We start from the raw sequence: 25,453 nt of genomic DNA, 5'->3' as shown, positions 1-25,453 counted from the left end.
CATGGAAATCGAAGAGCTGCGCGCCGCCCATCCTGAGCATTGGAAACTTGCTTCCGCGATCCGCGCACTGGCGATGGATGCGGTACAGGCCGCAAATTCCGGTCACCCCGGCATGCCGATGGGCATGGCCGATGTGGCGACCGTTCTGTTCCAGAACCACCTGAAATTCGACGTGAAGAACCCGAAATGGGCTGACCGCGACCGGTTCATCCTGTCGGCGGGTCACGGCTCGATGCTGATCTACTCGCTGCTCTATCTCTGCGGCGACGAGCAGGTGACGCTCGACCAGATCAAGAACTTCCGCCAGTCGGGCGCTCTGACCGCCGGCCACCCCGAGAACTTCCTGCTCGACGCAGTGGAGACCACGACCGGCCCGCTCGGCCAGGGCCTCGCGACCTCGGTCGGCATGGCCATCGCCGAAGAGGCGCTGCGCGCCCAATGGGGCAAGAAGCTCGTCGATCACCGCACCTGGGTCATCGCAGGCGACGGCTGCCTGATGGAAGGCATCTCCCAGGAGGCCATCGGCCTTGCCGGGATGCAGGAACTGTCGAACCTGATCGTGCTGTGGGACAATAACGACATCACCATCGACGGTCGCGTGTCGATGTCCGACAAGACCGACCAGCGCAAGCGCTTCGAGGCGTCGGGCTGGACTGTGTTTGCCTGCGACGGCCACGATCCCGCCTCCATCGACGAGGCGCTGACCAAGGCCAAGAAAGCCAAGGGTCCGGTTCTGGTCGACTGCAAGACCATCATCGGCTTCGGCGCACCGACCAAGGCGGACAGCTACTCGGCCCACGGCTCGCCGCTGGGCGACGAGGAGATCGCACGCACCAAGGCGATCTACGGCTGGGATCACGGGCCGTTCGAAATCCCCGCCGACGTGAAGTCGCAATGGGAGGCCATCGGCACCCGCGGCGCGGCCGAGCGTGGCGAATGGGAAGAGCGCTTCGGCAAGCTCTCGGCAGCCAAGCAGGCCGAGTTCACCCGCATCATGGAAGGCGGCGTCTCGAAGAAACTCACCGGCGCGATCCGCAAGTTCAAGAAAGAGCAAGCCGAAGACGCGCCGAAAGTCGCGACCCGCAAGGCGTCCGAGATGGTGCTGGGCGTGATCAACGCCGCCTGCCCCGAGACCATCGGCGGCTCGGCCGACCTGACCGGCTCGAACCTGACCAAGTCGAAGGACATGACGGTCTTCAACGCGGAGAACCGCAAGGGCCGCTACATCCATTACGGCATCCGCGAACATGGCATGGCGGCTGCGATGAACGGCCAATGGCTGCATGGCGGCGTGCGCCCCTATGGCGGCACGTTCTTCTGCTTCACCGACTACGCGCGCGGCGCGATGCGTCTGTCGGCGCTGATGAAAGTGCCGACCGTCTATGTCATGACCCATGACAGCATCGGCTTGGGCGAAGACGGCCCGACCCACCAGCCGGTCGAGCATCTCGCGATCTGCCGCGCGACGCCGAACACGCTGACCTTCCGCCCCGCCGATGTCATCGAGACCGCCGAAGCGTGGGAAATCGCGATGAACCAGGAGGGCACGCCCTCGGTTCTGGCGCTGTCGCGTCAGGGTCTGCCGACGCTGCGCACCGAGTATAAGCCGCAGAACCTCACGGCACGCGGCGCCTATGTTCTGGCCGAGGCCGATGGCAAGCGTCAGGTGATCCTGATGGCGACCGGCTCGGAAGTGGAAATCGCGATCAAAGCCCGCGAGCTGCTGCAGAAGGAAGCGATCGGCACCCGCGTCGTCTCGATGCCCTGCATGGAGCTGTTCGCCGAGCAGGACGAGGCCTACCGCAAGCGCGTGCTGCCGCCGAACTCGGTCCGCGTGGCCGTCGAGGCCGCCGTGCGCCAGCCGTGGGACCGTTGGCTTCTGGGCGAGCGTGGCCGCGAGGCGAAAGCCGGCTTCGTGGGCATGGAGGGCTTCGGCGCTTCCGCCCCCGCAGGCGAGCTTTACGAAAAGTTCGGGATCACCCCCGAGGCCGTGGCCGAGAAGGTCAAGAGCCTCCTCTGATGGCTCTGCCCGGGTTGAAAGCGACTGCGAGGGGGCCCGGCGTGGCCCCCTCTTCACATCCCGAGGGCGATCGTCCCGGGATGGGGATCGCGCTGATGCTCGGCGCGTTCTCTATGCTGACTTTGATGGACGCTTTCGCGAAGCTTCTCGGGCAAGGCTATCACCCGCTCTTGATCGTCTGGGCGCGCTTCGCGGTGAATGCCGCCGTGCTCGCCTTCATCTATCGCGGCAGCCTGCCGCGCAGGCTCCGCAGCGCGCAGCCGAAGTTCCAGCTGGGCCGGGCGCTGTTCCAGATGGGCGCGATCGTGGCCTTCTTCTACGCGCTGAAACATGTGCCGCTGGCCACCGCCACCGCGCTTGGCGATCTCAACCCGGTGATCGTGACGCTGGGCGCGGCGCTGTTTTTGGGCGAGCGGCTGGGCCCGCACCGCATCTTCGGCATTCTGGCGGCCTTCATGGGCGCGATGATCATCCTGCGTCCGGGTTTCGGCGGGCTGCATCCGGCGGCGTTTCTCGCGCTGCTAGCCGCGTTCAGCTTCGCCGGCGCGGTGCTGCTGACGCGCTACCTGCGCGGCGATAGCGCGGCCACCTCGCAGCTGTGGTCGGCGTTCACCGGGCTTGCGCTTTCCTCGCTCGCCCTGCCCTTCATCTGGCAACCGATCGCGCTGTCCGATCTGTGGATTTTCCTCGGTCTCGGGCTGGCGGGCAGCCTGTCGCAATTCCTGCTCATCCGCGCCTTCGCACTGGCCGAAGCCTCGACGCTCGCGCCCTTCGGCTATTCGGGCCTGCTGTTCGCCTCGTTCTGGGGATGGCTGATGTTCGGCCAGTTTCCCGACGGGTTCACCATTGCCGGGGCGCTTGTGATCGTGGGGGCTGGCCTCTATGTCTGGTCGCGTGAGCGCCGTGCCGCGCGCCAAGCCAGAGCCTGACACCCGACACGATGAAGAACCGCGAACCCACCCTGTCCGACCGTGCCTCGAATGCCCTTTTCGTGGCGGTGATGCGGCTGGTCCAGCGCCTGCCCTACGAGCGGCGTATCCCCGCGGCGGGACGGATGGTGGCGCGGCTCGCCCCGATCCTCGGCTTCACCCGCAAGATCCGCGAGAACCTGCGTATCGCCTGCCCGGACCTGTCGGAAGACGAGATCAAGCGGCTGCAGCGCGAGATGCCCGACAATCTGGGCCGGATGCTGGCGGAGATTTATTCCGGCGAGGAATTCGTGGCCCGCGTGCACGATCTGCCGATCGAGGGCCCCGGCGCCGAGACGCTGGAGGCCGCCCATCGCGAGGGTCGCCCCGTCGTCCTCGCGGCAGGCCATTTCGGCAATTACGACGCGTGGCGCGCGGCGCTGGCCGGGCGCGGCTACCGGGTCGGCGCGATCTACCGCCCGATGAACAACCCGCTTTTCAACGAGCAATACGTCTCGACCATCTCGGCCATCGCAGAGCCGCTGTTCTCGCGCTCGCGCCGGGGGCTGGGCGACATGATGAAATTCCTGCGCGACGGCGGAATGGTCGCCTTCGGCTTCGACCAGCATTTCAACAAGGGCGCGGAACTGAGCTTCTTCGGCCTACCCGCGCGCACGCCGCTGTCGGCGGCGGAAATGGCGCTGAAGATGAAAGCCGATCTGGTGCCGATCTACGCGATCCGGCAGCCCGACGGGCTCAACTTCAAGATCTATGCCGACAAGCCCGTGCCGCACAGCACCCCCGAGGCGATGACGCAGACGCTCAATGACGGGCTGGAGGAGATGATCCTCAAGCACATGGAGCAATGGCTCTGGATCCATCGCCGCTGGAAGGTGAAGCGGACATAAGAAAGGCGCGCGAGTATCCCCGCGCGCCCTTTTGTCATCTCGCAAAGGCTCAGTTACCGCGCTGGATACGCTCCATCAGCGCGCCGGTCTCCTCGGCCGGAAGCGCCGCGCGCAGCGCGAACCAGATCACCACCAGCGACCACACCGCGACGAGGCCCATCCCGCTCCAGAAGTTCAGCACATTGAGCGCGTGATCCGAGGTGCCGAGTCCGGTGATCACCCAAAGCCCGCCGAACCACAGCGCCAGCCAGCCGATATGGCCCCAGCCGAACTCGGAGGCGGATTTCTTCTGCAGGACGTGGAAGACCACCGCATAGACCGCGAAGCCCCCGAGCAGCATCCCGAACAGGATCGAGTCCGTGTAGAAACCCGTCCAGTAGATCACGAGGTTCGACGCGATGAAGGCCAGCGGCGCAAGGAACTCCGCCCCTTTCAGGCGGAAGGCGCGCTCGGCATCGGGTTGGCTGCGGCGCAGCACCATCAGGACGATCGGACCGAGGCCGTAGGTCAGAACCGTGATCGAGCTGATATAGCCCACCAGCAGCTGCCATGCCGGGAAGGGCAGCAGGAAGAACACGCCCACGGCCCACATCACCGCGACCGCCAGCCACGGCACGCCGTGACGGGTCGTGTGGGTCAGCGCGCTCGGCCCGCTCTCGGTGTCGCCCACCGCATAGAGGATACGCGAGCCGCCGGTGACGTAGATCAGCCCCGTCCCGCCGGGAGAGACATAGGCATCGACGTAAAGGAGCAGCGCCAGCCATCCCATGCCCAGCGTCGCCGCGAGACCGGCGAAGGGACCAGCGGAGCCTTTGAAGCTCAACGACGCCCAGCCATTCGCCAGATCGCCCTGTGAGAGCGCCATGATGAAGGCCACCTGCAGCAGAACATAGACGATCGCGGCGAGAATGACCGAGCCGATGACAGCCATCGGGATATTGCGGCCAGGGTTGGCGCTCTCACCGCCCAAGTCGATCGCGGTGCGGAAGCCAAGGAAGGAGAACACGATCCCCGCGGCGGGAATGGCGGTGAACATGCCCTGCGCCTTGTAGGTGCCCGGTGCCGCATGCCAGACGCCCCAATGGGACGAGGCCGCGATCAGCCCGACCACGGTGATCAGCGGCACGGCGATCTTCCACCATGTCACGGTGTTGTTCACCTTCAACAACGCCTTGATCGCGAGCAGGTTCAGCAGCGCCAGCACGCTTAGGAGAAGCGCGGAGGTGATGAAACCCACCAGCGTCAGCGTGCCAGACCCGTCCCCGCGCAGAAAATAGGGCAGGTAGTTGTTGGCATAGGTGACGATCCCCTCGGCCTCGACCGCAGGCACCGGCGCATAGCTGAGAAACAGCATCCAGCCCCAGAGCCGGCCCAGCGTCGCGCCGTGGCTCGCATGGCTCATATGGACGAGCGCGCCGGATTTGGAGAACATCGTGGAGAGTTCGGCAAAGCACAGCGCGATCAGCATGATGATCGCGGCCCCGATCACCCAGGACCAGACCGAGAGCGGCCCCGCGATTTTCGAGGCGTGATAGGCGCCGAACAGCCAGCCCGAGCCGATCATGGAGGTGGTGGAGGCAAAGAGCAGCCCGATGACCCCGGCGTCGCGCCGCAGTTTGCCTCCTCCGGCCATCGTTTCCGTTGATGCCATTGGTTAATCCCCTGTTTCTTATTAATCACAAGGGTTCAACTAGGGCGCGATTTCGCCAACCGGAGCGATTACACGGGCTTGTGGCGGAACGCGATCACGCGTGAAATCCGCGGCAGGACTCAGCGCAGGAATTTCTGGGCAAGCTTCGCCATGCGTCCGCTGCGATAGGGAGGCATCAGCATCGCAAGCGGCGCGAAACGGTTCTCGAGCACGGGCTTGAAATGGGTGAAGGCCTCGAAGCCCCAATGCCCATGCGCCGCCCCGACACCCGAATTTCCGATCCCGCCGAAGGGCAGGTTCTGGTGCAGGTAATGGACCAGCGCGACATTGACGCCGACCGCGCCCGAACTTGTCGCGCGGCGCAGCCGGTCGATCAACCCGCGGTCGCGCTCGAAGATATAAAGGGCGAGCGGCTTCGGCCCGGCCTCGATCCGCGCCACCACATCCGCCGCATCGTCGAAGGGAATGACCGGCAGAACGGGGCCGAAAATCTCCTCCTGCTCGACGCGCATCGACGGGTCGGTGCCCATCAGAACGGTCGGCGCGATATAGCGGCTCTCGGCCTCGCTGGTGGCTCCGGTCAGCGCCTTTGCGCCAGCGGATTGCGCGCTCTCGATCATGCCCATCAGGCGGGCGAAATGATCCGGGTTGATGATCCGTGCGAGATCGCGCGAGGCCGCCTGCGCCTCTTCCGTCTTGCCATACATCCGCGCGATCGCGGCTTTCAGCTCGGCCAGAAAGGGCGCTTCGATCTGCTTGGCGACATAGACGTGATCGGGGGCGATGCAGGTCTGACCGGCATTCGCGAACTTGCCCCAGGCGATCATCCGCGCGGCCTTTTTCAGGTCCGCACCGGGGCCGACGATGACGGGGGATTTCCCGCCCAGCTCCAGCGTCACCGACGTCAGATGCTTCGCCGCCGCCACCATCACGATCTTGCCCACCCGCGGCGAGCCGGTGAAGAAGATATGATCGAAGGGCTGGTCGAGCAGTTCCTGACTGACCTCGACCCCGCCCTGCACCACGCGCACGAGATCGGCGGGCAGCGCCTCCTCCACGATCTGCGCGATCACGGCGGCGCTGGCCGCGGCCAGCTCTGACGGTTTGACGATCGCGGCACAGCCCGCCGCGATGGCCGAAACCAGCGGCCCGAGCGACAGCGCCAGCGGGTAATTCCACGGCGCGATGATCAACGCGGTGCCCTTCGGCTCGGGCACGATGCGCGCGCGGGTGCCGAGCATCGCGCGGGTCGGGCGGACCCGGCGGACCTTCGTCCACGTCTTCAGGTGGCGCAGCGCGTGCGAAATTTCGGCCTGAACGGGCAGGATCTCGGTCAGGCGGATTTCGGCTTCGGGCTTGGCGAAATCTTCGGCCAGCGCCGCGAGGATCTCCGCTTCGCAATCGTGGATCGCGCGCGAGAGCGCCTGCAGCGCCGCGCGCCGCTGCGCGGGATCGAAAGCCATGCGACGCTGTGGATTGCCCGCCGCGAGGTCGACGAAAATCTGCGCCGGGGTCTTGAAACTGCGGTGATCCATCGGGGCTCCTTTGCCGCGCATCTCAACGCGCGGGAGGGGAAATGGCAAGCGGCAGCGCGGCTTAGCGCGCGCGACGCAGCGGCAAGGACAGTACGAAGAGCACGGTCGAGGCCGCCACGATCGACGGCCCGGCGGGGGTGTCGAACTGCAACGACCCCCAGAGCCCCAGCAGCACCGAGGCGATCCCCACCCCGGTCGCGCCTGCCGCCATCGCCTCCGGCCCGCGCGCGAATTGCCGCGCCGTCGCCGCCGGGATGATGAGCAGTGCCGCGATCAGCAGCGCGCCGACGATCTTGATCGCCACCGCCACGGTCAGCGCCAGCGCGATCGTCAGCGCCATCTGCTCGCGTCGCGGGTCGAGCCCCGAAGACATCGCCAGCTCGTCATTGATCGTCGCGGTCAGCAGCCCCTGCCAGCGCCATGCCAGCAGCGCCACGACCACAGCCGAGCCGCCCCAGACCACGGCCAGATCGCTGCGCGACACGGCGAGAATATCGCCGAACAACCATGCCGACAGATCGACCCGCAGCCCCGATTGCAGCGACGCCGCGACGAGGCCGAAAGCCAGCGCGGAATGGGCGAGCACCCCCAAGAGCGTGTCCATCGCATGGCCGCGCCCCGAGAGCCGCGCCACTGTGAGCGCCATCGCCAGCGCCACGCCAAGCGTGCCCAGATAGACCGAGATGCCGAAGGCGAAGCTCAGCGCCACGCCGAGGATCGCCGCATGCGCCGTCGCATCGCCGAAATAGGCCATCCGCCGCCACACGACGAAAGAGCCCAACGGCCCGGTCGCGAAGGTCAGGCCGATCCCGGCCAGCGCCGCGCGGAAAAGAAAATCGTCAAACATGCGCCTGCCCGTGGGTTTGAGTGCCGTCTTGTGCCTCGTCATGGGCGTGGTCGTGATCGTGGCTGCAGGTCGCGTGATCCGCGTGCTCGCCATGATCGTGGCTATGCTGGTAGAGCGCGAAGGCCCCTTGCGTGCCCATCCCGAACAGCGCGCGATATTCCGGTGCCTCGGCCACCACCTTCGGCGTGCCCTGACAGCAGACATGGCCGTTGAGGCAGATCACCCGATCCGAGGTCGACATCACCACGTGCAAATCGTGGCTCACCATCAGAACCGCGCAGCCGGTTTCCTGACGGACCTCTTCGATGAGCTTGTAGAACCCTGCCGTGCCGGGCTGGTCGAGCCCCTGCGTCGGCTCGTCGAGGATCAGGATCTGCGGCTCCGACAGCAAGGCGCGCGCTAGAAGCACACGTTGAAACTGCCCGCCCGAGAGGCGCGAAATCTGCCGCGCGCCCAGATGCGGCACGCCGGTGCGCTCCAGGGCGGCCTCGGCCCGCGCGTTGGAAACGCGCTTGGGCAGCGACAGGAAGCGGCGCACCGTCAACGGCAGGCTCGCATCGACATGCAGCTTTTGCGGGACATAACCGATCCGCAGCCCCGCCTGACGGTTCACCTTGCCGCGCGCGGCGCGTTCCAGCCCGATCAGCGCGCGGATCAGCGTCGATTTGCCCGACCCGTTCGGCCCGACGACAGTGACGATCTCGCCCGGGGAAATCGTGAAGTCGACGCCGTGAAGCACTTCGACCTCGCCATGACGCACGCTCAGGCCCTGCGCCGTGATCAACTCGCTCATTGCGCCTCCTCAGCGGCGCAGTTCGGGCAGAGCCCCAGCGCCTCGACGGTCGCCCGCTCGACATGGAAATTCAGCCGCTCGGCCGCGCCCTGCAGCGCGTGGCGCACCTCTTCGGCCCCCTCTTCGGGTCCAGCCTCGGCGACCTCGCCACAGTTGCGGCAGATCAGGAAGACCGGCGCGTGTTCCTCGCCCGGGCTCATGCAGGCGGCGAAGGCATTCAGGCGGCGCACGCGATGCGCCAGACCATGCTCGACAAGGAATTCCAGCGCGCGGTAGGCCACGGGCGGCTGCTTGCCGAACCCATCCTCTGCGAGCCGGTCGAGCACCTCGTAGGCCCCCATAGCCCGGTGTTCTTCCAGCAGAATTTCCAGCGCGCGCTTGCGCACCGGGGTCAGACGCGCGCCCTTTTCGGCGGCGACAGCCTCGGCGCGCGCCAGCGTCGTGCCGGCGCATCGGCTATGGTCATGCGGCGTGAAAGCCTTGGCGGAAGAGGTCGAAGATCCCACGAGAGCGTTACCTTATCACATTTCTTCTTGACGAGTGATTTTATAACATACATGTTCCGCTCCTCAGATCAAGTTGGACAGGAGACATCCGATGCGCCCCACCCTTCCCGTTCTCGTGAGCGCGCTTGCCGCACTGCCCGCCCTCGCCCAAGCCGAAGTGCCCAGCGTCGTCACCGATGTACCCCCGGTGCAGTCGCTCGTAGCGCAGGTGATGGGCGATCTGGGCAAGCCCGAAGTGCTGCTCGGTCAGAATTCGGACGCGCATCACTATCAGCTGAAGCCGAGCCAAGCGCGCGATCTGCAGGATGCCGATCTCGTCTTCTGGGTCGGCCCGCGCCTGACGCCGTGGCTGGAACGCGCCATCGAAGGCGTCGGCGTGAAGGGCCAATCGGTCGAATTGCTGCACGCCCCCGGCACGAATGTGCGCAGCTTCTCGGCGCAGGACCCGCATGATCACAGCGCCGATCTCGACGAGGACGAGGGGCACGCCGAGGCGGGGCACGACGACCACGGCGAGGTCGATCAGATGACCGATCCCCATGCGTGGCTCGACCCCGACAATGCGAAGCTCTGGCTCGGCCTGATCGCCGAAGACCTCTCCAAGGCCGATCCCGAACATGCCGACACCTACGCGGCCAATGCCGAAGCCGCGCAGGCCCGGATCGAGACGCTCGACGCCAAGCTCAAGGCCGAATTCGCCCCCGTCGCGGATAAGCCCTTCCTCGTCTATCACGCGGCCTATGGCTATCTGGCCGATCATTACGGGCTGACCATCATGGGCGCGCTCTCGCCCAGCGACGCTTCGACCCCCGGCGCGGCCCATCTCGTGAGCCTGCGCGACGAGGCCTCGGCGAAGGATGCCGTCTGTGCTTTCCCGGAGGCGAACCACGATCCGAAAATGGTCGAAATTCTCGTCGATGGGACGCCGGTGACGCTCGGCAAGCCGCTCGATCCTTCGGGAACCGCGCTGACCTATGGCCCCGGCCTGTACAACGACCTGATGCAAGGAATGGCGGACACGATCACCGCCTGCCTGTCGCAGGGTTGATCCCGCACCACCTCCGTGCGATCTGGTGAGCCATGGCAGATTGGATCGCACTCACGGAAGAATTCGGGCGCTGGCGCGCTGCAAATGTCTCTGACGGGGCGGTGAGCGATCGCAAATCCGGGCCCGCCGCGCGCCCGCTCTTGCCCGACGGGGCCGCTGCGATCGTGGCGGCCTCCACCGCAGGCCCTGCCCCGCGCGCCCTGCCCTGCACCCCTCGCCCCGAAGGCGCGCTGCCGCTGACCGAAATCGGCGGGCAAAGCTATCCCGCCCTGCCCGGCCTGATCCAAGACAGCGACGGCACCGAGATCACCGCCCCCGAGGCGGCCCGGATCGCCGGCATCCTCGCCGGCCTCCCGCAATTCGATGGCGTGATCTGGATCTGCGGCGCAAGCGCGATCTGGGCGCATATCTCGGCGGGCGAAGTGGTCAGCGCGATGCGCGCAGGCTCCGCCGCGATGCTGGCCGCTCTTGGCGCACCGCTGGAGGCAGGCGACGGGTTCGACGCAGCCCTCGCCGATACGCTTTCGCGCCCCGAGCGCCTCGCCCGCGAATTGGCGCCCCTCAGCCTCGGACGTCCCGCCCCGCGCGCCACTGGCGCCGTGCTCGGCGCGGAACTCGCCGCGGCGAAACCGTGGTGGCTCGGGCAAACCGTGCTGGCGCTGTCCTCCGCCTCCGCCCCCGGCTGGTCGGAAATTTGCGCCCGCGGCTTGCAAGCTCAGGGCGCGCAGGTCACTTTGGGCGACGGGGAGGCCGCGCTGATCGCGGGGCTGTCCGCGGCGCGCCGACCCGGCGCGTAACCGAGCGGCGAAAATAGGCGGCAGAGGATGGATGCATGAGTGAAACCGAACTGCCCGAAGCCTTCGCCGAACTCGCCCCCCGTTTCGGATTTTCCCGCCCCGCGGGCCGCTGCCTCGGCGCGATCTGGCGCGCGGCGCAAGCGCCCTCGGCCGACGATCTGGTGACGCAGCTTGGCTTGTCGCGCTCCAATGTCTCGACCGCGTTGAAGGAATTGCGCGATGCGGGTCTCGTGCAGGCTGCACGCTCGCCCGGCTCGCGCAAGGATTTCTTCGTCGCCCCGACCGAACCGTGGGAGTTGGCGCGCCTGATGCTGGCCGAACGCGACCGTCGCGTCATCGGCCCCGCGCGTGACCACCTTTCCGCCCTGGAAGCCCGCAGCGCCGATCCGCGCGCGGCGGCCCTGTGCGAGCTGCTCGACGCGGCCTCGGGCTACATCCAGGCGCTGATCCGCCTCGACCCGGCCGAGCTTGCCCGTCACATCGACCCCGCCCGCGGCGGCGGCAAAGCGGAAAAGCCCGCGGCCAAGACCTCCAAGAAGAAAAAGAAAAAAGCCGCGCAAAGCTGAGCGCGGCTTTTTCAATTTCGAGCTTGGGACCGGTTTACACCAACCGGCTCTGATCCCGCGCGGCCTTGATGAAGCCTGCAAACAGCGGGTGCGGTGCGAAGGGCTTCGATTTCAACTCGGGGTGGAACTGCACGCCGATGAACCACGGATGGTCCTTGTGCTCGACGATCTCGGGCAGGCGGCCATCGGGCGACATGCCGGAGAAGGTCATGCCGCATTTCTCGAGCGGCTCGCGATACTTGATGTCGACCTCGTAGCGGTGGCGGTGACGCTCTTCGATATCGGTCGAGCCGTAGACCTCGGCGACCTTCGAGCCCTCTTTCAGCGCGGCCGAATAGGCGCCCAGACGCATCGTGCCGCCCTTGTCGTCTGTCACCTTGCGCTCGACCCGGTGGTTGCCCTGCACCCATTCCTTGAGGTGATAGACGACCGGGGTGAAGCGCTTCTTGCCCGCCTCGTGGTCGAACTCTTCCGAGCCCGCATCGCTGACGCCCGCGAGGTTCCGCGCGGCCTCGATGACGGCCATCTGCATCCCCAGACAGATGCCCAGATAAGGCACGCCCTTTTCGCGCGCGAATTGGGCTGCCCGAATCTTGCCTTCCGTGCCGCGCTCACCGAAGCCGCCGGGCACGAGGATGGCGTGGTAGTTCTCCAGATAGGGCGCGGGGTCTTCGTTCTCGAAAATCTCCGCGTCGATCCATTCCGCCTTCACGCGCACCCGGTTCGCCATGCCGCCATGGGTCAGCGCCTCGGCGATCGACTTGTAGGCGTCCTCCAGCTGGACATATTTGCCCACGATCGCGACACGCACCTCGCCCTCGGCATGGTCGAGACGATCCATCACGTCTTCCCAGCGGCTCAGTTCGGGCTTCGGCGCGGGCGAGATGCCGAACGCGTCCAGCACCGCCTGATCGAGGCCCATGCGGTGATAGGCCAGCGGCGCCTCGTAGATCGATTTCAGGTCATAGGCCGGGATCACCGCCTCGGGGCGCACGTTACAGAACAGCGCGATCTTGCCGCGCTCTTTCTCCGGAATCGGCTGCTCCGAGCGGCAGACCAGCACGTCGGGCTGCAGGCCGATCGAGCGCAGTTCCTTCACCGAGTGCTGCGTCGGCTTGGTCTTCAGCTCGCCCGACGCCGCCAGATAGGGCAGCAGCGTGAGATGCATGAAGATACATTGGCCGCGCGGACGGTCCTGGCTGAACTGGCGGATCGCTTCGAAGAAGGGAAGGCCCTCGATGTCGCCGACCGTGCCGCCGATCTCGCAGAGCATGAAATCGACCTCGTCATCGCCGACATCGAGGAAGTCTTTGATCTCGTTGGTGACGTGCGGGATCACCTGGATCGTTTTGCCCAGATATTCGCCGCGGCGCTCCTTCTCGAGCACGTTGGTGTAAATCCGCCCCGAAGAGATCGAGTCGGTCTTGCGCGCCGAGACGCCGGTGAAGCGTTCGTAATGGCCAAGGTCGAGATCGGTCTCGGCCCCGTCATCTGTGACGAAGACCTCGCCATGCTCGAACGGGCTCATCGTGCCCGGATCAACGTTGAGATACGGGTCGAGCTTGCGCAGCCGAACCGAAAAGCCGCGTGCTTGCAGCAATGCCCCCAAGGCGGCGGATGCCAAACCCTTGCCGAGCGACGAGACAACGCCGCCGGTAATGAAGACATAACGTGCCATGAAGACCCCCGTGATCTGCGAAATTCGAATGGTTTCCCTGCCCCAAAGAGGGTCAGGATCACGGGATTTAATGCTTACACGATTCGCGGCCTGCCCGCAACCAGACCGCAAGCTATTGAGTTTGGATTGGACGCACCCGCAACTTTTTGTGGGTGCGAACCGATTGTCGGCTGAAGTGACGGCTTAGTTGGCTGCGGGCGGCGTAACCGGACCGCTTTGCGTATCCGTCGTGGTTTCGCCCGCGTTTCCGCCGGTCGAGGCATCCGACCCGCTTGCCGGCGGCGGCATCACGACATCGAGCGACGGCGTCGAACCGGTCGTGTCATTGGCCGGCGCGGTCTCTGCCGGTGCGCTTTGCTCGGGCGCGGCGCTATCAAGCACCGAACTGCTGCCCGCTTTCTGCGCGGCCAGAACCGTCAGCGTCACCGAGGTCGCGAAGAAGCCAGCGGCCAGAACCCAGGTCACGCGAGTCAGCGCATTGGCCGCCTGCCGACCGGTCATCAGCCCGCCGACACCGCCGCCAGAGCTGTTGGACGACCCCATGCCGAGGCCACCCCCTTCGGAGCGTTGCAGCAGCACCACGCCAATCAGCAGCAGTGCGAGGATCAGATGGATCGAGAGAACGACGTTTTCCATGAACGGGTCGGGCCTTCTTTCTTGCGACGCGCCTATCTAGGCGGATGAGACTGAGGGTGCAAGGCCGCAGAGGTGTATTTTCGGCTTTCGCGGGGTCAAATCGGCACAGCCACGCAGCCTGCATCCGCCCTCCCCTTCGTTTTGGCCTAAATATCCCCGCCGGAGGCGCCTGCCCCCTCGCGCGCGACACGCGGGAATTAGAGAGTGCATCTCTCGCAAATGCGGTCTTTCGCACCGCGCGCTCAGCCGCTATACCTCGCGCGGTTTTACACCTGCCAAGGAGAGAGCAATGGCCAATGTCGTCGTCGTCGGCGCCCAATGGGGTGACGAGGGGAAAGGCAAGATCGTGGACTGGCTCAGCGAGCGCGCGGATGTGATCGCGCGATTTCAGGGCGGTCATAACGCGGGCCATACGCTCGTGATCGACGGCAAGGTCTACAAGCTCAACGCGCTGCCTTCGGGCGTGGTTCGGGGCGGCAAGCTCTCGGTGATCGGCAACGGTGTCGTGCTCGACCCGTTCCACCTGCTCGCAGAGATCGAGAAGATCCGCGATCAGGGCGTGGAGATCACCCCCGAGACGCTGATGATCGCGGAAAACACCCCGCTGATCCTGCCGATTCACGGTGAGCTCGACCGCGCCCGCGAGGAAGCGGCCTCGAAAGGCACCAAGATCGGCACCACCGGTCGCGGCATCGGCCCGGCCTATGAAGATAAGGTGGGTCGCCGTTCGGTCCGCGTGGCGGACCTTGCCGATGACGCGACGCTTGAAGCCCGCGTCGACCGCGCGCTGCAGCACCACGATCCGCTGCGCAAGGGCCTCGGCATCGAGGCGATCGACCGCGACGCGCTGATCGCAAAGCTCAAGGACGTCGCACCCGAGATCCTGAAATACGCCGCACCTGTGTGGAAAGTGCTCAACGAGAAGCGCAAGCAGGGCAAGCGCATCTTGTTCGAAGGCGCGCAGGGCTCGTTGCTGGATATCGATTTCGGCACCTACCCCTTCGTGACCTCGTCGAACGTGGTTGCAGGTCAGGCTGCCGCCGGCACCGGTATGGGCCCGGGCGCGATCGATTTCGTTCTCGGCATCGTCAAAGCCTACACCACCCGCGTCGGCGAAGGCCCCTTCCCGACCGAGCTGGACGACGAAGACGGCAACCGCCTCGGCACGCGCGGCCATGAATTCGGCACCGTCACGGGCCGCAAGCGCCGCTGTGGCTGGTTCGACGCGGCGCTGGTGCGCCAGACCTGCGCGATCTCGGGCGTGAACGGCATCGCGCTGACCAAGCTCGACGTGCTCGACGGCTTTGAGACGATCAAGATCTGCACCGGTTATGAGCTCGACGGCGAGACGCTCGACTATCTGCCGACCGCCGCGGAAGAGCAAAAGCGCTGCGTGCCGGTCTATGAAGAGATCGAAGGCTGGGCCGAATCGACCGAAGGCGCGCGCAGCTGGGCCGATCTGCCGGCGGCGGCGATCAAATATGTCCGCCGGATCGAGGAGCTGATCGACTGCCCGGTCGCGATGCTTTCGACCTCGCCCGAGCGCGACGACACGATCCTCGTGACCGACCCCTTCGCGGATTGATCCGATGGCGCTGAGCTACAAGGCCCGACGCCGCCTCTCGCTGCTGGCCCTCGTCGTGGGGCTGCCCGCCTATATCGTCGTCGCGGTGACGGTGGTGAACTGGGCGGGCGCGCGCTGGGGACGGCTGCCGATCTGGGCCGAGTTCGGCGTCTATGTCGTGCTTGGCCTACTGTGGATCGCGCCGCTCAAGCCGATCTTCAAAGGCGTCGGCAAGGACGATCCCGACGATCCGTCGCAGCCGTGACACCCTCTGGCGGGCGCGCCGAAAAACGGGCAAATTAGCCCGATGACAAGCGCGCCCTGCCCCCTCCCGCCCGACAGTCTGACCAACGCCGACATCGCGGAATTGACCGCGTGGCGGCACCGTCTGCATCAGGACCCCGAGCTTTCCGGCGAGGAACGCGACACCGCGGCGCGCGTCGTCGCGATGCTGCTGCCAACCGCCCCCGACCGGACGCTGACCGAGCTTGGTGGGCATGGCGTGGCCGCGATCTACGAGGGCGCGGAGCCCGGTCCGACGATTCTCTTGCGCTGCGAATTGGACGGGCTGCCGATCCACGAGACCGGCACGCCGCCCTACCGGTCGAACTTTCCCGGCAAGGGGCATCTGTGCGGCCATGACGGTCACATGGCGATTCTCGCAGGGGTGTCGCGCTGGCTGTCGCGCAATCGTCCCGCGCGTGGCCGCGCGATCTTGCTGTTCCAACCCGCCGAAGAGACGGGCGCGGGGGCTGCGGCCGTGATCGCCGATCCGCGTTTTGCCGAAATCGCGCCCGATCTGTCCTTCGCGCTGCACAATATGCCCGGCGTGCCCTTCGGGGCGGCGGCGCTGCAGGACGGGGTGATGAATTGCGCCTCGCGCGGTATGAAAATCACGCTCACGGGGTGGACCGCCCATGCCTCGCTGCCTGAAAGCGGTCGTTCCCCCGCCCCGACGCTGGCCCGGCTGCTGACCGACCTGACGGCGCTCGGCAACGATCTGCACCAGAGCGATCCCGATTTCGCGCGCGTGACGATCACCCATGCGCGGCTCGGCGAACCCGCCTTCGGTGTCGCGCCCGGCGCGGCGGAGCTGTGGGCGACCCTGCGCACCCAGCGCGATACGGGGATGGCGGGGCTGGTCGAGAAGGCCGAGGCGATGGTGCACGAGGCTGCCGACGCGCACGGTCTGGAGCGCGAGATCACCTATCACGACGTCTTTCGCCATTGCGAAAATACTCCCGAAGCGACCGAAATTCTGCGCGCGGCGCTGCAGGCCGAGGGGATCGAAACCACCGAAACCGATCTGCCGATGCGCGCCTCCGAGGATTTCGGGCGTTTCGCCGATCATGGCCCTGCCGCGATGGCGCTTCTGGGCGCGGGCGACCGCCCGGCCCTACACAATCCCGATTACGATTTTCCCGACGCGCTGATCGCCCCCGGCTCGCGCGTGCTGATCCAGTGTCTGCGCGCGCGGCTGTACTGATCGAATGAGAAAGGGCGGCCCCGCAGGACCGCCCCTTCTGATCTGTCGCCGGGCTTACTGCCCCGAGGCCATCTTCGCCTCATCCCAGTAGCGCGAGGCTTCGGTGATCGCGTATTGGCCGCGCTTCACCTTGGTGATCTTGCCCTGACGCAGCAGACGGCCGAAGACGCGCATCCGCTCTTCGCGCGGCACGTCAGCCGCATCGTCCATCACGGACAGCTTGCGCATGATCTGCGGCGGCGAGAAATGCGGGCGCCCTTCCACGGCCGACGTATAGGCGGCGGCGGCTTCCAACAGATCGGAGAGGCCCTGCGTGCCAAGGCTTTCCGCGAATTCGGCGAAGCTGGTCGCCTGCTCGGGGTTCATCGGCATGGCTTCGGATTCGTCGCCTTGGGCAGCGGCGAACTGACCTGCGGAAACGCGACGCGGACGGATCGCGGCGGCGGGCTGAGCCGCGGGCTGCTCGACCTCCTCGACATCCGAGGCTTCTTCGGCGTCGACGCGCTGTTCGGAAACCAGCACCAGCGGCGCGGGGCGCAACGGATCGGGACGGCGCGATGCCGTCTCGCCCGAGCTGACCGGGCGGCGCGGGCGCACGGCCTGGGTCAGATCGGCGCGGTAAGGCTCGGATCCGTCCTCATCCTCGACGCCCCCTTTCGCGGTGTCCTGACCCTTGGCAAGACGATCCGCAACGGTGGCGGCGACGGCGGCTTTGAGATGCGCGATCGCGGAGAAGCGGCGGCGGGTTTCGACCACTTCGGCCTGCTTGTCGGCCTCGGCCAGAAGGCGATCCACCTCGGCTTCGCGGTCGGTCTCTTCCTCGGAGAGCGACGCGGCCTCGCGTGCGGCGACCTCGGTCGGGACTTCCGCCTCTTCCATGTCTTCCGCATCGGCGGTCTCGACGGTTTCGGCCTCTGCCTCCGCTTCGGCCTCTTCTGCGGTCTCGGCTTCAAACTCGGGTGCGAACACGTCGGCGGAAATATCCTCGGCCTCATCCTCGGCGACGGTGTCGTCTTCCGACATCTCGGCTTCGGCTCCCGCCTCTTCGGCGATGATCGCGTTGCCCAGAACCAGCACGTTTTGCGCGTCGAGCGATGCGGTTGCCGGGGTTGCCTCGGACTCTTCCGCTTCGGGCGCTGCGGCCTCGTCTTGCGTCAGAACCAGCGGCGCGTCGACCGACTCGTCTTCCAGATCGGACAGGTCGATATCGGGCAGCTCGAGGTCTTCGTAGACATCTGCCTGCGCAACCGCCTCTTCCGGGGTTTCGTCAGCCGTCTCGATTTCGGCGCCGGTGAAGAGGTTCTCCATCTGCAGGGCGGCGAGTTCGCGCATGAGATCAGCTTCGGCTTCGGGCGAGAGGCGCCCCGGCATCCGGCTGTCGCGATCACCTTCATCCTGCGGCTGCTCTGCCTGCGGCGTGACCTGAGCAACGCTTGCGTCGTGCGACGCATCGGCAAGTTCGGCGGCCAGACGTGCGGCGAGGTCGTCATCCTCGGCCTCTGCCTCCAGCTCGGCCTCGGTTTCGACGTCTTGCTCGGCTTCGGCAGCCACTTCAGGTGCCTGTTGCGCGGCGTCGTCCTCGACCTGCTCGGCAGCCGGGATCGATTGATCCTCTGCGCTGTCTGCCATGGCCGCGTCGTCGGTCTGCGCCGGAAGCTCTTCCGAAGCGTCCGCTGCAACCTCCGCAGTCGCGGCTTCGATCGTTTCGCGGCGGCGCACCTTGATCACACGCGCGCGCAACCGCGGCGCGGCGGGCGCATCGGCGTCAACGGTGATGTCGGCCGAGGTCTCTTCGGTTTGGTCCTCGGCCTGCTCAACCGTTTCCTCTTCGGTCGCACCGAGTTCTTCGGCTGCGGCCTTGAGTGCGGCGATGCGCTTGGCACGCTTGGCCGAACGGCGCGCGCGGCGGCTTGCCTGACGGCGCTGCATGTGATCGTCGGTGGGGCCAAACGCGGCTTCGGCTTCGTCGACAGCGTCCTCTTCCGAGGCAACGGCTTCGGCTGCTACGATGTCTTCGGCTTCGGTCTCATCCGCTTCGGCGACGGGCTCTTCCTCGGTGACGACTTCTTCGTCTTCGCGAGCAACTTCCGCCACTTCTTCGTTTTCTTCCGCAATCTGTTCGAGCGCGGCGTCTGCCGAGGCTTCTTCTGCCACCTCCGCCTCGGGCATCTCGGCCTCGGGCTGCGTGGGTTCGGAGGCTTCGGGTTCGATTTCCTCGGCGCTCAGCGGGCCGGAAATGTCGAGGTCATAGCCGAAATCTTCCGCTTCGCTCGACGGTTCGGCCTCGAAGCGGTTCAGAAGCGCCTCGGGGACGGAAACGGGCTCGTCTTCCTCGGAGAAGCTGTCGGCCTGAACCACGCGGGCGCGGGCCACGGCTTCGCGGATGCGCTGCAGCTTGGCGGCGACGGTTTCCGGCTGCGCGAAGCCTGCTTCGGGTTCGGCGGGCTGGGTTTCAATCTCGGGCTCGGGCCGCTCTGCGACTGGTTCGGGCGCGGCTGCCGGCTCGGGCTTCTCGGCGACCTCTGGCTGCGCGGGCGCTTCGGCGGAAGGCGCGGCTTCTTGCGGCGCTTCCGACGTCACCAACGGCTCTTCCTGAGCGGGCGCGGGCGCTTCATCCGCCGCAGCCTCGCCACCCAGCAGGGTGTCTTGCTGGCGCAGAACAACGCCGTTTTCTTGAATTTTCGCTTCGACCCGGCGCTGAATTTCGCGCTCTGCGATACGGTGAAGCATCTCCGCATCGGGCTGGGGCGGCTCTGCACCGAAATACCGGTCGTCGGCAGCCAGATCGCGGAAATACTCCGCAATCGCCTTCATCGTGTTGAAAGGCTCATCAAATCCTTCCAAGGTGCACGAAAAGGTGCCGTAGGATACGGTCAGGATCTTGCTCGCACCAACCATGGACCACTCGCTTTCTATTGGACCTCAATGCGTCGACATTCCTGTCCAACTGGTTCTTTCGCGTGGACGAAAGAAGGCATTTGAAAGGTTTTTTACCGGTCTCGATTGTCTTTCTTTGCCACAATCGTCATCAATCAGCCCATGATTAGCAGTATTGTCCATTCGTCAACCGGGGTTTCGCTTCTTGGCGCCGGCGCAGTTAACCACGCGGATGTTGACGAAGCGTTGACAATCGCCCCCTGTCTCGTGGCCGCCGATGGCGGTGGAGATCGGGCCTTGTCGATGGGTCTCGAGCCCGAAGCAGTAATCGGCGATCTCGATTCCCTGTCGGATGCGGCGCGCACGACACTTGGCCCGCGCGTGCATCAGGTGGCCGAGCAGGACAGCACCGATTTCGCGAAATGCCTGCAACGGATCAAAGCGCCGTTCATCCTGGCGCTCGGCTTCACGGGGATGCGGCTCGATCACACGCTGGCCGCGATGACTGACCTGATCCGCACGCCGCACCGGGTCGTGATGCTGGCCGAGGAAGAGGTGATCTTCCGTTGTCCCCCGTCCCTTTCGCTGGATGTGACGGAAGGCACGCGGGTCTCTTTGTTTCCATTCGGCGAGGTAAAGGCGCGCTCGGAAGGGCTGCAATGGCCGCTGGACGGGATCGGCTTCACGCCCGCCGAGCGGGTCGGCACATCGAACCGGGCGACGGGGCCTGTGCGGATCATGCTGGAGGGGCCAGCCCTGATGATGCTGCCGCGCGAAGAATTGGCCGCCGCCCTGACAGGTCTGGGGATCGGCTGAGGCGCTAGCCCGCCTCGACCCGCAACGTCCCGTCCAGCCACGGCGCTTCTTCCAGCGCGGGTCCGACTACGCGTTCTTGCAGCAGCGCCCGCAGGCGGGCAGCCACTTTCGCGGGCCAATCCGCCATCATCCCGTCGCGCGCCGCCAGCACGATCCGCCGGGTCAGCGGCGGCCCGTCGAGCGGCGAGAGCGCAAGCCCCGCGCGCGGCGCATGACGCACCGCCGAGGGCGTGAGGATCGTCCAGCCCCGCCCCGCCGCGACCAGCGCGAGGATCGCAGGATAGCTGTCGAGTTCCAGTTGATGCGGCGGCGATTTGCCCGTCTGTGCCAGATGCGCGGCGATCTGGCGGCCCATCAGCGTGCGCTGGGAATAGTGGATCAGCGGCAGCGGCGGATCGCTTTTCGCAGGTGCATCGGCGGGATGAATGGCGAGGAACGGCTCGGTCAGAAGCGGGTGCAGTTCGATCCCATCGAGCGCCGCGCCCTGCGGCTCGGCGGCGACGGCGACATCCAGCCCGCGCGCTTCGAGCTTCGAAAGCAGCCGGTGGCTCGGTCCGGTTTCCAGCTCGAAGCGGCAGGTGCTGAGCTCGTCGGCCATGCCCGCCAGCAGAAGCGGCGTCACCTCGGCCTCGAAATCCTCGATCATGCCCAGCCGAAAACTCGTGAGCCCCGCCGGATCGGCCTGACCCACCCCGGCGCGACCGCGGGCCAATTCGTCCAGCATCGCCTCGGCATGAGGCAGGAACGCCCGCCCGGCGGCCGTCAAAGCGAAGGGGCGCGCGGAGCGGTCCACAAGCTCCGCGCCCAAAGCGCCCTCCAGGCCCGCAAGCTGCTGGCTGACCGCCGAGGCCGAGACGCCCAGACGGCGCGCGGCGGCGGTGGTCGCGCCTTCTTCCGCCGTGGCCACGAAGACCTCGACCGCCCAAAGGCTGATGCGGGGATTGGGGGCGGGCATGGGAGGCTCCGTGATCGGGGAGGCGGTAAGGCTTGTGGCGCAGACTGCCCTGCCCCGTCCCGGCGCGCAAGCCGCGGCATCCTGAGACATCGCGGACCATTGACGCCGACCGCGCCGCGGATAGCCTCGCTTTCATCCATCGCCCATCCCGGAGGAGTCGCGAGATGAAAGACCAGAGCTGGCAGGCCCGCGCCGATGCGCATAGCTTCTACGGTTTCACCGATCTGCCCACGATCCACGATCGCGGCGCGGTCGTCGTGACCCACGGCGAGGGGCCGTACATCTTCGACACCGAGGGGCGGAAATATCTCGATGCGAATTCAGGGCTCTGGAACATGGTCGCGGGGTTCGACCACCCCGGGCTGATTGAGGCCGCGCAGGCGCAATATGCGCGCTTCCCCGGTTATCACGCCTTCTTCGGTCGGATGTCGGATCAGACGGTGATGCTGTCCGAGAAGCTGATCGAGGTCTCGCCCTTCGACGACGGCAAGGTATTCTATACCAATTCCGGCTCCGAGGCGAATGACACGATGGTCAAGATGCTGTGGTTCCTGCATGGGGCCGAGGGCAAGCCGCAGAAGCGCAAGATCCTGACCCGCAAGAACGCCTACCATGGGGTGACGGCGGTCTCGGCGTCGATGACCGGCAAGCCCTATAATTCGGTCTTCGGCCTGCCATTGCCGGGGTTCCTGCATCTCACCTGCCCGCATTTCTGGCGCGAGGGGCAGCCCGGCGAGACGGAGGAGCAGTTCACCCAGCGCCTCGCGAATGAGCTGGAAGCGACGATCATCAAGGAAGGCGCGGACACGATTGCGGGCTTCTTTGCGGAACCCGTGATGGGTGCGGGCGGGGTGATCACGCCACCCAAGGGCTATTTCCAGGCCGTGTCGAAGATCCTCAAGAAATACGACATCCCGCTGATCTCCGACGAGGTGATCTGCGGCTTCGGGCGCACCGGAAACACCTGGGGCTGCGAAACCTATGACTTCCAGCCCGATGCGATCATCTCGTCGAAGAACCTCACCGCCGGGTTCTTCCCGATGGGCGCGGTGATCCTCGGGCCGGAATTGTCGGGCCGCCTGCAGGCGGCCTCCGAGGCGATCGAGGAATTCCCCCACGGCTTCACCGCCTCGGGCCACCCGGTCGGCTGCGCGATTGCGCTCAAGGCCATCGACGTGGTGATGAACGAGGGGCTGGCCGAGAATGTCCGGCGCCTGAGCCCGCGGCTCGAAGCCGGCCTCGCCCAGATCGCGCAAAACCCCAATATCGGCGAGCTGCGCGGCGTGGGCTATATGTGGGCGCTGGAAGCGGTGAAGGACCGCGAGAGCAAAACGCCCTTCGACGGGTCGCTCTCGGTCTCGGAACGCATCGCCAATGCCTGCACCGATCAGGGGCTGATCTGCCGACCCTTGGGGCAATCGGTGGTGCTGTGTCCGCCGTTCATCCTGATGGAAGCGCAGATGGACGAGATGTTGGAAAAGCTGGAGACGGCGCTGAAGAAGGTGTTCGCAGAGGTGGGGTGACCCGCCAAACCGCGAGATCACCTGCGTTCTGTCTTAGGCACCCCGACGCATAATTCAGTCCAACTGACGAAAATTATGCTATTTTTACCTTGCCCCCTGTGGGCGAGGTAAATTGCGTTGGTCGGAGGAACGCGCATGAGCCGTCTTCTCAGAGTACTTATCTGCGCCGCCCTGATCGCCCTCGGTGCGCTCTCGCCAACCTATGCCGCCGATAGCATCGGCAATGTCGGGAAGTGGAGCGTCTTCGAAGAGAGAAGCGGCACCATGAAGACCTGCTGGACAGCGACCGCGAATGATCGGCGGATTTTGCTGAATGGCTCGCTTCTCTATGTCGCGGTGACGAAGCACTCGGGCCGGCAACCGGAGCTGTCCGTCTATGCCGACCGACGGCTGCCACGCTCCGGCGGACTGACCATCACGATCGGGCAGAGCAAATTCCGTCTGCGTTCGACAGGGCAATATGCCTGGCTGGATCAACGGACCGACAAGCTTGCGATCAACGCTTTAAAACGAGTCGAGGCGGCAGGCGGGAACGCGAATTTCACCGTCTCCATTCCGAAAGTGGGCGTCTTCGACTTCTCTGCAAAAGGCTTCGCCGCCGCGTTGGACATGACATTGAAGCGATGCAGATGACGGCTGCGGATGCGTTTCGATTGGATCGTTCGGACGCGTCTCAAATGGACCGGACGGCCAAACTGAAACGGGCCGCATCCTGCGATGCGGCCCGGTGTCAATTTCATGCAGCGCCTGCATTGCGCCGACGCGGGCGACGCCGCTTCGGCGAGGCGTTGCCACCGGCATCGACCTTGGGCTTGGCGTCAGTGCGGGGTTTCGAGCGCGCCTGGGCCTGAGCTTGACCTTGCGGCTGGCCCTGCCCCTGCGGTTTGCCCTGAGACTTGCCGCCGCGACCCTTGTTGCCACCAGAGCGCGGACCGCCACGACCGCGGCCGCGGGCTGCGCGCGCCGAGGGACGCACGGCCGCAGACGGGCGTTCGCCGCTCGCGGTCGGGATCTCGATCTTCATCAACTTTTCGATCTGCAGGAAGTTATCGGCCTCGTCCGGCGAGCAGAAGGCGATCGCCTCGCCCTCGCGACCGGCACGCGCGGTGCGCCCGATCCGGTGCACATAGGCGTCCGGCACGTCCGGCAGGTCGAAGTTCACGACATAGGACACGCCCGGAATGTCGATCCCGCGCGCGGCCACATCGGTCGCGACCAGCACGTTGACCTTGCCATCGCGGAAGCCCTTGATCGCGCGGTCACGCTGGCCCTGCGATTTGTTGCCGTGGATCGATTCCGCGTTGTAGCCGTCGGCGCGCAGGCTCTTCATCAGCTTTTCCGCGCCGTGCTTGGTGCGGGCGAAGACGAGCGTCAGCGCGCCCATATCGGCCGAGAGGATATCGCGCAGCTTGCGGGCCTTCTCGGCCTTGCTGTCGAGGAAGTGCACCGACTGGGTGATCTTGTCGGCCGCTTTACCGGGAGGCGAAACCTGCACGCGCTTGGGATCGGTGAGGTAAGCCTGCGAGATTTCTTCCATCTGCTTCGGCATCGTGGCCGAGAACAGCAGCGTCTGGCGCGGCGTGCCGAGGCGCGACGCGATCTTGCGCAGCGCGTGGATGAAACCGAGGTCGAGCATCTGGTCGGCCTCGTCGAGCACCAGATGGCGGGTGTAGCGCAGGTCGACCGCGCCGCGATCCATCAGGTCGATCAGACGGCCGGGGGTGGCGACGAGAATGTCGTTGCCGCGATGCATCATGGTGATCTGACGGTTGATCGACTGGCCGCCGACGACGGTGGCCACGTTCATCTTGGTGCCCTGAACGAGCCCCGCGAGGTTGTCGGCGATCTGGTTCACCAGCTCGCGAGTCGGCGCGAGGATCAGCGCCTTGCAGGTCTTGGGTGAGGGTTTGCCCTGCTGCGCCATCAGCTTGTCGATGAGCGGCAGGCCGAAGGCCAGCGTCTTGCCGGTGCCGGTCTGGGCGAGGCCCAGGACGTCATGGCCCGCAAGAACCAGCGGGATCGCCTTTTCCTGAATCGGGGTCGGCTGGGTGAACTTTGCGCGTGCGAGCGACTTGAGAATGGCCGGGGAGAGCCCCAGCGAAGAGAAATCGGACAATGCCTATCCTTTATGGCCGAGGCTCCCAACGCGGGGATGCGCACGGCGATCAGCCCGGACGGGATTGTCCGGAGCGCAGGTTGACGCAGACCTCGGGACAGGCGGGCTAGTCCCGCGTGGTCCGGTCTTGCGTGTCAGAACCCTGCGTGAATGGGAACTCGGGAGGTATCGCCGATGCGCCTCTCTCGGGCGCGGCTTGCTCACGCGGCAGCGCGGCGATTGG

The 25,453-nt window shown here is 66.0% G+C and carries 22 protein-coding genes; 12 read left to right on the top strand and 10 right to left on the bottom strand.

Annotated elements, in window-relative coordinates; all coding sequences use genetic code 11:
* Position 1 precedes the first annotated feature (1 nt).
* The 3 genes from tkt to BMI88_RS04220 are packed head-to-tail and all read left to right on the top strand — an operon-like array spanning position 2 to position 3,836.
* A complete protein-coding gene (gene tkt / locus BMI88_RS04230; protein ID WP_078546335.1) occupies positions 2-2,020 on the top strand; it encodes a transketolase in 2,019 nt (672 codons plus the stop codon).
* Between the two features lie 41 nt (positions 2,021-2,061).
* Positions 2,062-2,949 carry a DMT family transporter gene (locus BMI88_RS04225; protein WP_168173937.1) on the top strand — a complete coding sequence of 296 codons (888 nt, stop codon included), beginning with the start codon at positions 2,062-2,064 and terminating at the stop codon, positions 2,947-2,949.
* A gap of 11 nt (positions 2,950-2,960) precedes the next feature.
* Positions 2,961-3,836: a lysophospholipid acyltransferase family protein gene (locus BMI88_RS04220; protein ID WP_078546331.1), complete on the top strand. Its 876-nt coding sequence runs from the start codon at positions 2,961-2,963 to the stop codon at positions 3,834-3,836.
* A 49-nt stretch (positions 3,837-3,885) separates the two neighbouring features.
* On the opposite strand, the gene BMI88_RS04215 is transcribed toward BMI88_RS04220, so the two are convergent.
* From BMI88_RS04215 to BMI88_RS04195, 5 genes are all read right to left on the bottom strand, one after another.
* Positions 3,886-5,487 carry an APC family permease gene (locus tag BMI88_RS04215; protein WP_078546329.1) on the bottom strand — a complete coding sequence of 534 codons (1,602 nt, stop codon included), beginning with the start codon at positions 5,485-5,487 and terminating at the stop codon, positions 3,886-3,888.
* Positions 5,488-5,606: 119 nt separating this feature from the next.
* On the bottom strand, positions 5,607-7,022 hold the full coding sequence (locus BMI88_RS04210; protein WP_078546327.1) for an aldehyde dehydrogenase family protein: 1,416 nt from the start codon (positions 7,020-7,022) through the stop codon (positions 5,607-5,609).
* A 61-nt stretch (positions 7,023-7,083) separates the two neighbouring features.
* Complete coding sequence (locus BMI88_RS04205; protein WP_078519617.1) at positions 7,084-7,869, bottom strand: metal ABC transporter permease; 786 nt, start codon at positions 7,867-7,869, stop codon at positions 7,084-7,086.
* On the bottom strand, positions 7,862-8,662 hold the full coding sequence (locus BMI88_RS04200; RefSeq protein ID WP_078546325.1) for a metal ABC transporter ATP-binding protein: 801 nt from the start codon (positions 8,660-8,662) through the stop codon (positions 7,862-7,864). Before BMI88_RS04200 ends, BMI88_RS04205 begins: the two co-directional genes overlap by 8 nt.
* A complete protein-coding gene (locus BMI88_RS04195) occupies positions 8,659-9,168 on the bottom strand; it encodes a Fur family transcriptional regulator (protein ID WP_078519619.1) in 510 nt (169 codons plus the stop codon). Before BMI88_RS04195 ends, BMI88_RS04200 begins: the two co-directional genes overlap by 4 nt.
* A 91-nt stretch (positions 9,169-9,259) precedes the next feature.
* Here BMI88_RS04195 and BMI88_RS04190 point away from each other — a divergent pair, with 91 nt between their 5' ends.
* From BMI88_RS04190 to BMI88_RS04180, 3 genes are read left to right on the top strand one after another with little or no spacing between them, the layout of a single operon-like run.
* On the top strand, positions 9,260-10,216 hold the full coding sequence (locus BMI88_RS04190; protein WP_078546323.1) for a zinc ABC transporter substrate-binding protein: 957 nt from the start codon (positions 9,260-9,262) through the stop codon (positions 10,214-10,216).
* Positions 10,217-10,248: 32 nt separating this feature from the next.
* On the top strand, positions 10,249-11,013 hold the full coding sequence (locus BMI88_RS04185; protein WP_078546321.1) for a 2-dehydro-3-deoxygalactonokinase: 765 nt from the start codon (positions 10,249-10,251) through the stop codon (positions 11,011-11,013).
* Positions 11,014-11,048: 35 nt separating this feature from the next.
* Positions 11,049-11,579, top strand: coding sequence for a MarR family transcriptional regulator (locus BMI88_RS04180; protein ID WP_078546319.1), 531 nt, complete (start codon positions 11,049-11,051; stop codon positions 11,577-11,579).
* 34 nt (positions 11,580-11,613) lie between these two features.
* Here the strand turns inward: BMI88_RS04180 and BMI88_RS04175 are convergent, their stop codons facing one another.
* The gene (locus BMI88_RS04175) at positions 11,614-13,257 is read right to left on the bottom strand and encodes a CTP synthase (protein ID WP_078519623.1); all 1,644 of its coding nucleotides are present in this window, start codon (positions 13,255-13,257) and stop codon (positions 11,614-11,616) included.
* A 183-nt stretch (positions 13,258-13,440) separates the two neighbouring features.
* Positions 13,441-13,893 (bottom strand): preprotein translocase subunit SecG, encoded by a 453-nt coding sequence (secG, locus tag BMI88_RS04170; protein ID WP_078539694.1) that lies wholly within the window; start codon positions 13,891-13,893, stop codon positions 13,441-13,443.
* Positions 13,894-14,182: 289 nt separating this feature from the next.
* Here secG and BMI88_RS04165 point away from each other — a divergent pair, with 289 nt between their 5' ends.
* From BMI88_RS04165 to BMI88_RS04155, 3 genes are read left to right on the top strand one after another with little or no spacing between them, the layout of a single operon-like run.
* Positions 14,183-15,478 (top strand): adenylosuccinate synthase, encoded by a 1,296-nt coding sequence (locus tag BMI88_RS04165; RefSeq protein ID WP_078546316.1) that lies wholly within the window; start codon positions 14,183-14,185, stop codon positions 15,476-15,478.
* Between the two features lie 4 nt (positions 15,479-15,482).
* Positions 15,483-15,722, top strand: a complete 240-nt coding sequence (locus tag BMI88_RS04160) for a DUF2842 domain-containing protein (protein ID WP_078539696.1) — start codon at positions 15,483-15,485, stop codon at positions 15,720-15,722.
* A 42-nt stretch (positions 15,723-15,764) separates the two neighbouring features.
* Entirely contained in the window at positions 15,765-16,943 is a 1,179-nt protein-coding gene (locus tag BMI88_RS04155) for an amidohydrolase (RefSeq protein ID WP_078546314.1), read from the top strand.
* Between the two features lie 54 nt (positions 16,944-16,997).
* On the opposite strand, the gene BMI88_RS04150 is transcribed toward BMI88_RS04155, so the two are convergent.
* A complete protein-coding gene (locus BMI88_RS04150) occupies positions 16,998-19,841 on the bottom strand; it encodes a hypothetical protein (protein ID WP_078546312.1) in 2,844 nt (947 codons plus the stop codon).
* 141 nt (positions 19,842-19,982) lie between these two features.
* On the opposite strand from BMI88_RS04150, the gene BMI88_RS04145 reads away from it, so the two are divergent.
* The gene (locus BMI88_RS04145; RefSeq protein ID WP_078547276.1) at positions 19,983-20,636 is read left to right on the top strand and encodes a thiamine diphosphokinase; all 654 of its coding nucleotides are present in this window, start codon (positions 19,983-19,985) and stop codon (positions 20,634-20,636) included.
* A gap of 4 nt (positions 20,637-20,640) precedes the next feature.
* On the opposite strand, the gene BMI88_RS04140 is transcribed toward BMI88_RS04145, so the two are convergent.
* Positions 20,641-21,591 (bottom strand): LysR family transcriptional regulator, encoded by a 951-nt coding sequence (locus tag BMI88_RS04140; RefSeq protein ID WP_078546310.1) that lies wholly within the window; start codon positions 21,589-21,591, stop codon positions 20,641-20,643.
* A 164-nt stretch (positions 21,592-21,755) separates the two neighbouring features.
* Here BMI88_RS04140 and BMI88_RS04135 point away from each other — a divergent pair, with 164 nt between their 5' ends.
* Both BMI88_RS04135 and BMI88_RS04130 read left to right on the top strand, forming a co-directional pair.
* On the top strand, positions 21,756-23,114 hold the full coding sequence (locus tag BMI88_RS04135; RefSeq protein ID WP_078546308.1) for an aminotransferase: 1,359 nt from the start codon (positions 21,756-21,758) through the stop codon (positions 23,112-23,114).
* Between the two features lie 135 nt (positions 23,115-23,249).
* Positions 23,250-23,747, top strand: coding sequence for a hypothetical protein (locus BMI88_RS04130; protein ID WP_078546306.1), 498 nt, complete (start codon positions 23,250-23,252; stop codon positions 23,745-23,747).
* A 103-nt stretch (positions 23,748-23,850) separates the two neighbouring features.
* On the opposite strand, the gene BMI88_RS04125 is transcribed toward BMI88_RS04130, so the two are convergent.
* Positions 23,851-25,230 (bottom strand): DEAD/DEAH box helicase, encoded by a 1,380-nt coding sequence (locus BMI88_RS04125; protein WP_078546304.1) that lies wholly within the window; start codon positions 25,228-25,230, stop codon positions 23,851-23,853.
* Positions 25,231-25,453 lie beyond the last annotated feature (223 nt).

The sequence above is a fragment of the Thioclava sp. F36-6 genome (assembly GCF_002020305.1).
Lineage (GTDB): Bacteria > Pseudomonadota > Alphaproteobacteria > Rhodobacterales > Rhodobacteraceae > Thioclava > Thioclava sediminum.
This window is presented reverse-complemented; position numbering and strand designations above follow the sequence as displayed.